The organism is Zhongshania sp. (assembly GCF_041584495.1).
Taxonomy (GTDB): domain Bacteria; phylum Pseudomonadota; class Gammaproteobacteria; order Pseudomonadales; family Spongiibacteraceae; genus Spongiibacter.
Genome location: NZ_JBFHDY010000141.1, coordinates 1 through 7,560, shown reverse-complemented (window position 1 = coordinate 7,560; position 7,560 = coordinate 1). Strand labels below are relative to the sequence as shown.

Below are 7,560 nucleotides of genomic sequence, written 5' to 3'. Positions count from 1 at the left end.
GCGCGGTCAAGTGCTTTTGATCGGTCTTAATCGGCCAGACAAATACAACGCCTTTGATCATGATACTTGGCATGAGGTCGCGCGCGCCTACAAGCTTCTGGAGTCGAGCAATAATTTGCATTGCGGCCTTGTGTACGCAAATGGCAAGCATTTCACCGCCGGTTTAGATTTACCGGAATGGACTGATGTTTTTTCGTTGGGGGAATGGCCGGCGATTCCTGCAGATGAGTGTGATCCACTGGGATTGCGCCCCGAGCATCGTTGCCGTAAACCGATTGTCATGGCAATACACGGTATTTGTTACACCATTGGGATTGAGCTTGCCCTGGGGGCCGAGGTGCGAATTTGTGGGCGAGGAACTCGTTTTGGGCAGATTGAGGTTAGGCGAGGAATTATGGCCTGCGGCGGCGCCACCGTTAGAATGGTTCAAGAATTCGGCTACGCCAATGCTCAGCGCTACTTGCTTACCGGTGATGAATTTGATGCCGAAACCGCGCTTAGAATAGGTATGGTGCAGGAAATAGTAGATGACAATAAGGTGTTTGATACCGGTTTGTCGCTGGCAGAAAATATTGCTGCTCAAGCGCCACTGGCGGTCCGCGCCAGTCTCGATTCGTCGCGCAATTATTTATTGAATGGTCTTGATGAATGCGCAGGCCTAGTTGCCCGGGAGGTGCCGTTAATGCAAAGTGAGGACGCCGCCGAAGGTGTGGCGTCGTTTAAAGAACGGCGTCAGGCGGTATTCAAAGGTCGCTGAGCCCAGCCATACCTTGCAGCTACGTAATGTGGCATTGAATCGCCCCGGTTTAATCGGAGGCAGTTTTATCTGAGTCATGCTGGTTTGCTTGGCTCAGTTTGTTGATAATAAAACATGTCATATTCAGCGGGTGGTCGATCACCGATGGGGCGTAGTAATCGGCGATTGTTGAAGCAGTCTACCCACGTCAGCGTTGCTTGCTCAATATCACCCAGCCCACACCAAGGGCCTTCTTTGTAGGTCAGCTCAGCCTTGTAAAGCTCGTTGATCGGTTCAGCCAGCGCGTTGTCATTTGCGCAGGCGGCCTGCCTGTCGCACTCCGCTTGGGCGAAAAAAGCCGCGGCCTTACGTAAAATTTCGTTAGCGCGCGTCAATTCCCGTACTTCTTTGGAATATCCGGGGCGCTTGCCCACACGCTAATCTTCTCAAGAAAATTAGCCTACGTTCAACCCCGGACGAATCAATTGGGTAGGCCGGTACGTTTGAAGGTCTTGACTGGTTTTCTGCTAACGTCTCGTTATTTAGTCTTAGCCCGCCTGCTTCAATACCAGCTGTACAATCGCAAACACAGTGGCAATAAACACGCCCACAAAGATAATGGCAGTGATGACGTAGTTGCGAAAGCGGCCGTGTTTGAAATCGCGCTCGCGGTTGCGGCTGCTCTGCACGCCAAAGGCGGCTGAGATAATGCTGCCTACGACGGCAAGTGGGCCGGGTTTGCGTTCTTCTGGTTGTTTGTCGTCGCTCATGTGCTACCTCTGGAATACGGTATGCTAACTATTGGATAACCGAGACATTTCTTAAAAATCTCGATTCTCCAATTAGATCTGATAACGCGCTATGGATCGTAATCCAGGTTAGGTGACAGCCAGCGCTCCATGGTTTTCATCTCCATGCCTTTGCGGGCGGCAATGTCTTCGACCTGGTCTTTACCAATTTTGCCCACGGCAAAATAGCGCGATTCGGGGTGGGAGTAGTAAAAGCCACTTACCGCGGCTGCCGGGTGCATAGCAAGGCTCTCGGTTAGGACGATACCCGTTTCGCTAGTCGCATTGAGCAAGCGGAACAAGGTTTCCTTCTCGGTGTGATCAGGGCAGGCTGGGTAGCCTGGCGCAGGGCGAATACCGCGGTATTTCTCTTTGATTAGCTCCTCATTGCTGAGGCTTTCATCGCTGGCATAGGGCCAGTATTCCTTGCGCACCCGCAAGTGCAGGTGTTCGGCAAAGGATTCTGCCAAGCGGTCGGCGAGTGCCTTAATCATGATGGCGCTGTAGTCGTCATTGGCGGCAATAAATTTATCGGCCAGTTCGTCTGCACCTAGACCGGTAGTGACTGCGAAACCGCCGATATAATCGGTTTTACCGCTGTCAGCGGGGGCGATGTAATCAGCCAAGCTCATGTGCGGCTTGTCATCAGGCTTCTGAGCTTGCTGACGAAGTTGGTGCAGCACCTCAAGTGGCGCAGTGCCATCGGTGTTCATTACAGTGATGTCATCGCTGCCGCTGCGTTGGGCGGGCCAAAAGCCGATAATGCCATTGGCTTGTAACAGCTTTTCTTTAATGATGCGGTCGAGCATGCGCTGGCCGTCGTCGAATAAATTGCGCGCGGCTTCGCCCACTGTTTCATCGTCAAGAATTTTGGGGTATTTACCGGCCAAGCCCCAAGATATAAAGAAAGGCGTCCAGTCGATCGTTTCGCGCAGGGTTTCGAGGGGGTAGTCCTCAAAGGTACGCGTTCCCAAGAAACTGGGTGCTGGCGGGGTGTAATTGGCCCAGTCGGTCACAAAGGCGTTTTCGCAAGCCATCGGATACGTTAATAAGCGTTTTTTGCCCTGGCTTCCGGCACGGCGGGCGCGAACCCGCTCGTATTCGTCTTTGCGCTCGGCGACAAAATCGGCCTTCATGTCTTCACTGATGAGCTGGGTGGCAACCGCCACGCTACGCGAGGCATCGGGCACATAGACCACGGCGTCATTTTGGTATTTGGGCTCGATCTTAACGGCGGTATGGGCTTTCGAGGTAGTCGCGCCGCCGATCATTAACGGAATGGTCATTCCTTGGCGCTGCATTTCGCTGGCGACGTGCACCATTTCGTCTAGCGACGGGGTAATGAGTCCGCTCAGGCCAATGATATCGACATTCTCGCGCTTGGCGGTTTCGAGTATTTTGTCGCAAGACACCATAACCCCAAGGTCAATAACCTCAAAGTTATTACACTGCAGCACCACGCCTACAATATTTTTACCGATATCGTGAACATCGCCTTTTACCGTGGCCATTAACACGCGGCCATTGGCTTTGGCACCAACCGCTTTACTGGCTTCAATAAAGGGATTGAGGTAGGCCACCGCTTGTTTCATTACCCGCGCCGATTTAACCACCTGGGGCAGAAACATTTTGCCGTCGCCAAATAAGTCGCCAACCACGTTCATGCCGTCCATCAAGGCGCCTTCGATAACGTCGATGGGCTTAACCGCAGCGGCGCGGGCGACTTCGGCGTCTTCTTCAATATAGGTCGAGATGCCTTTGACAAGGGCGTGTTCAATGCGTTCTTCAACTGGCCATTCGCGCCATGTTAGGTCTTCTTTGCTTTCAGCGGTTGAGCCGTCGCCGCGGTATTTGTCGGCGATATTCAGCAGGCGCTCGGTGCTGTCATCGCGCCGATTAAGAATAACGTCTTCAACGTGGTCTCTAAGTTCTTTCGGCAGATCATCGTATATCGCCAACTGGCTGGCGTTAACGATACCCATGTCCATGCCCGCTTTAATTGCGTGGTAGAGGAACACGGAGTGAATTGCCTCGCGGACGGGGTTGTTGCCCCTGAACGAGAAAGAAACGTTAGATACGCCACCAGACACCATGGCATAGGGTAGCTCTTTTTTGATGTAAGCGGTGGCTTCGATAAAGTCGACGGCGTAATTGTTATGCTCGTCGATGCCCGTGGCCACGGCGAAGATGTTGGGGTCGAATATGATGTCTTGGGGCGGGAAGCCAATTTCATTGACCAGAATATCGTAGCTGCGTTTGCAAATTTCTGCTTTACGCTTAAATGTGTCCGCTTGGCCGTCTTCATCGAAGGCCATAACCACCACAGCGGCGCCGTACTTCATACAGGCGCGGGCGCGATCGCGAAATTCGTCTTCGCCCTCTTTCATCGAGATTGAGTTAACAATGGCCTTGCCCTGAATACACTTCAGGCCTGCCTCGATGACGTCCCACTTAGAGGAGTCGACCATAATCGGTACCCGGCAGATATCCGGTTCTGATGCGATAAGATTCAAAAATGTGACGATGGCGTGTTCGGCATCGAGCATGCCTTCATCCATATTGATATCGATGACCTGGGCGCCGTTTTCGACCTGCTGACGGGCTACTGAAAGGGCTGCGTCGTAGTCGTTCTCTAATATTAGGCGCTTAAATACCGCAGAGCCAGTAACGTTGCAGCGTTCGCCGACGTTCACAAACAACGAATGAGCGTCGATATGGAAGGGCTCTAAACCCGACAGGCGGCAGGTTGATTCGCGCTGGGGCAGGGGGCGTGGCGCAATGCCGTCCATCGCCGCGCCAATAGCCTCAATATGCGCAGGGGTAGTACCGCAGCAACCGCCAACCAAATTGAGGAAACCGCGTTCGGCAAACTCTTTTAACTCGGCGTGCATATCCTCTGGGGTTTCGTCGTACTCGCCAAATTCGTTGGGCAGTCCCGCGTTGAAATGACCGCTAAAATAACAGTCAGATGCCTCACAAAGCTCTTCAACAAAAGGGCGTATCTCACTGAATCTTCTACCACAATTGCTTCCGATAATGAGTGGCTTAGCGTGGGCGATGGAGTTCCAGAACGCGGTGGGTGTTTGGCCCGACAGGGTGCGGCCGCTGGTGTCCGGGAAGGTCACAGAGATCATGATGGGGCGTTCGTCACCGGCATCTTCAAAATATTGCAGCACAGCGTAGACGGCCGCTTTGGCATTGAGACTGTCAAAAATGGTCTCAATCATTAGAATGTCGGCGCCGCCAGTAATTAACCCGCGAGTGGCGGCGTAGTAGTTTTCTACAAGCTCATCGAAATTGGTGTTGCGGGCGCCGGGGTCGTTTACGTCGGGTGAAATGGAGGCGGTGCGCGGGGTGGGGCCAATAACACCGGCAACAAAGCGAGGTTTGTCAGGGTTAAGCGCGGTTGCGGCATCAGCCACTTCGCGAGCCAGTTCAGCGCCAACACGGTTTAGCTCTTCGGCAATTTCTTGTAAATCGTAATCGCCCTGGGCAATCGCGGTCGAGTTAAAGGTGTTGGTTTCGATAACATCAGCGCCAGAATCGAGGTAGGCCTGATGAATTTCCCGAATGACATCGGGACGGGTCAGGGTAAGCAGATCGTTATTGCCTTTGAGATCGGTGTGGAAGTCGGCAAAACGTGCGCCACGGTAATCCGCCTCTTCCAGCTTATAGCTTTGAATTAAGCTGCCCATAGCGCCATCAATAATCAATATTCGATTTTTGAGCGCGGTAGTGAGTTGGGCGATGCGGGAGGTAGACTGACTCATGGATATCCTGATAATTTTAAACGTTAGAATCAAAAGCGTTGCGCGGACTGTGGCCAGCATGGGCTTCGTGGTAAACTAGGTAATTCTAACAGATACTCGGCCTTGCATTGAAATTGTTTGGCAAAACAGCGGGATATACAGAGGTTAATATGTCTACAGAACAAACAGCCGTTAATTTGACGATTACAGAGTCTGCCCAGAACTATCTGGCCGAATTGCTAGCAAAGCAAGACGACGTCATTGGTGTGCGGGTGTTTATTACGCAGCCCGGCACACCTAAAGCCGAAACCTGCATCGCGTATTGTCGCGACGGCGACCTCAACGACGCCGATATCATTCGTGACTACCCAAAATTTAAGGCCTATTTTGATGGCCGCAGCGTGCCGTTTCTGGACGACGGTTTTATCGACTACTCGAGCGACCGTATGGGTGGTCAGTTAACCATTAAGGCGCCAAACGCCCGTCTGCCAAGGGTTAGCGAGGACAGTCCGCTGGAAGATCAAATTAACTATGTGTTGTATAACGAAGTCAATCCTTCTTTGGCGGCTCACGGCGGTGAGGTCTCACTGCTGGAAATTACCGAAGATAAGCTCGCGGTACTTAAGTTTGGCGGCGGCTGTCAGGGTTGCGGCATGGTTGACGTGACGCTTAAAGAAGGTGTTGAAAAGACCTTGCTCGAGAAAGTACCCGGTCTGTCTGGGGTTAAAGACAGTACGGATCACACTAATACCGATAATGCTTATTTTAAATAGTCATAAGGCTTGCTGCCTCGGTTAAATCCCGCCTCCGCTTAAGGGGCGGGCACCTCAAGGACACCCCTCAATGCAACTTCAACATTCTCGTACCGACATTCAGGTGCGTTTCTCGGATCTTGACCTTCTAGGTCACGTTTCCAACAGTTATTACGCCCAGTATTTTGATTTGGCCCGGGTGACGTTTTTTCGGCAAATAGCCAAGCATATTAAGTACCCCGTTCCGTCTTATGTCGTCGCCAGTGTAAAAATGGACATGCTTCGGGAAATTCGTTTTGACGACCGTGTTGTTGTCGATACTTGGTGTTCTCGGGTGGGCACAAAAAGTATGACCATAGAGCATGTTATTTATGCGAATGGCGAAAAAGCCACTACCTGTCAGACCGTGCTGGTTGGCTTTGATCGCGATACTCGCAACTCAACTGCGCTGCCAACGGACTGGGAAGCTACTGATCTTAGCGGTGTTATACCGCCGAGTAAGACCTAAGCCTTGACCTGTTACTGCGGAGAAGACCTCGCGTTTCGAGATTGTTGCGGCCCTTATATTAGCGGGTCGCAACTGGCGCCAACCGCTGTGGCTCTAATGCGCTCGCGCTACAGTGCATTCAGCGTCGGCAATGCTGATTATTTATTGGCGAGTTTGCATCCCAGTAAGCGCGCCTCTGACAGCCGCGCCAGCCTTGAGCAAAGCTTTGCCAATACACAGTGGTGCAGTTTACGGATTTTAGCTCACCGCAATGGTCAGTCTGGCCAAACTGCCGGTGAAGTGGAGTTTGTCGCTTTTTATCGCAGTGGTGAAGAGGTTGGTCAATTACATGAGCGCTCGCGTTTTGTCTGGGAAAACAATCAGTGGCTATACTGTGATGGCGACATGCTGCCAGCGCTGAGGTTGGGGCGAAATGACGAATGCTGGTGCGGTAGCGGTCGGAAACTAAAGAAGTGCCATCCTGACTAAGGGACTGTGTTCCTTTCCGACAGAGTAGGGTATTGATGACAGTGCTAAGAGTTTTGTCTTATAACGTCCACAAGGGCTTTTGCTCGGCAAACCGGCAGTTTCTCCTAGACCAAATTCGCGAAGGTATTCGCAGTGTTGATGCTGAGCTGGTTTTTCTGCAAGAAGTTGTTGGCGAAAATAGCCAACACGCAGAGCGCCATGTTGATTGGGTTGATGAAAGCCAATTTGAATACCTCGCCGATACGGTGTGGCCACATTTTGCCTACGGTAAGAATGCAGTTTATGACCACGGTCATCATGGTAATGCCATTCTTAGCAAATACCCAATTCTGAATAGCGAAAATGTCGACATTTCCCTATACCGTCGCTCTCAGCGCGGCTTGTTGGTGTCTGTAATTGAGCCGGGAATCTACGTGATTTGCGTGCACATGGGCCTGCTGGGCTGGGAGCGCCATCAGCAATTTAATTTGCTCACTAAGTTGATAAGTGAAAAAGTCCCCGCAGATGCGCCACTGATTATTGCCGGTGATTTTAATGACTGGAGCGGCGCCCTGCATTT

7 protein-coding genes and 1 pseudogene are annotated in these 7,560 nt (G+C 51.9%); 5 read left to right on the top strand and 3 right to left on the bottom strand.

The window, feature by feature from the left end:
* Window positions 1-757: crotonase/enoyl-CoA hydratase family protein (locus ABYP33_RS16360; RefSeq protein WP_373092222.1), on the top strand; the 757-nt coding region annotated here is incomplete at its 5' end.
* 74 nt (window positions 758-831) lie between these two features.
* Here ABYP33_RS16360 and ABYP33_RS16355 read toward each other — a convergent pair.
* The 3 genes and pseudogenes from ABYP33_RS16355 to metH form a co-directional block, all read right to left on the bottom strand.
* A pseudogene (locus tag ABYP33_RS16355) lies at window positions 832-1,047 on the bottom strand (IS3 family transposase); the annotation flags it as partial.
* Window positions 1,048-1,284: 237 nt separating this feature from the next.
* On the bottom strand, window positions 1,285-1,506 hold the full coding sequence (locus tag ABYP33_RS16350; RefSeq protein ID WP_373092221.1) for a DUF2970 domain-containing protein: 222 nt from the start codon (window positions 1,504-1,506) through the stop codon (window positions 1,285-1,287).
* Window positions 1,507-1,595: 89 nt separating this feature from the next.
* The gene (gene metH, locus ABYP33_RS16345) at window positions 1,596-5,294 is read right to left on the bottom strand and encodes a methionine synthase (RefSeq protein ID WP_373092220.1); all 3,699 of its coding nucleotides are present in this window, start codon (window positions 5,292-5,294) and stop codon (window positions 1,596-1,598) included.
* Window positions 5,295-5,443: 149 nt separating this feature from the next.
* Here metH and nfuA point away from each other — a divergent pair, with 149 nt between their 5' ends.
* From nfuA to ABYP33_RS16325, 4 genes are all read left to right on the top strand, one after another.
* Window positions 5,444-6,046, top strand: coding sequence for a Fe-S biogenesis protein NfuA (gene nfuA / locus ABYP33_RS16340; RefSeq protein ID WP_373092219.1), 603 nt, complete (start codon window positions 5,444-5,446; stop codon window positions 6,044-6,046).
* Window positions 6,047-6,116: 70 nt separating this feature from the next.
* On the top strand, window positions 6,117-6,533 hold the full coding sequence (locus ABYP33_RS16335) for an acyl-CoA thioesterase (RefSeq protein WP_373092218.1): 417 nt from the start codon (window positions 6,117-6,119) through the stop codon (window positions 6,531-6,533).
* Window positions 6,534-6,536: 3 nt separating this feature from the next.
* Window positions 6,537-7,001: a YchJ family protein gene (locus ABYP33_RS16330; protein ID WP_373092217.1), complete on the top strand. Its 465-nt coding sequence runs from the start codon at window positions 6,537-6,539 to the stop codon at window positions 6,999-7,001.
* Between the two features lie 35 nt (window positions 7,002-7,036).
* On the top strand, window positions 7,037-7,560 hold a 524-nt coding region (locus tag ABYP33_RS16325), incomplete at its 3' end, for an endonuclease/exonuclease/phosphatase family protein (RefSeq protein WP_373092216.1).

What these genes read in the sequence shown, in the direction of transcription:
- ABYP33_RS16350 (WP_373092221.1), bottom strand. Translation starts at nt 1,506, where the DNA reads ATGAGCGACGACAAACAACCAGAAGAACGCAAACCCGGCCCACTTGCC.
- metH (WP_373092220.1), bottom strand. Translation starts at nt 5,294, where the DNA reads ATGAGTCAGTCTACCTCCCGCATCGCCCAACTCACTACCGCGCTCAAA.
- nfuA (WP_373092219.1), top strand. Translation starts at nt 5,444, where the DNA reads ATGTCTACAGAACAAACAGCCGTTAATTTGACGATTACAGAGTCTGCC.
- ABYP33_RS16335 (WP_373092218.1), top strand. Translation starts at nt 6,117, where the DNA reads ATGCAACTTCAACATTCTCGTACCGACATTCAGGTGCGTTTCTCGGAT.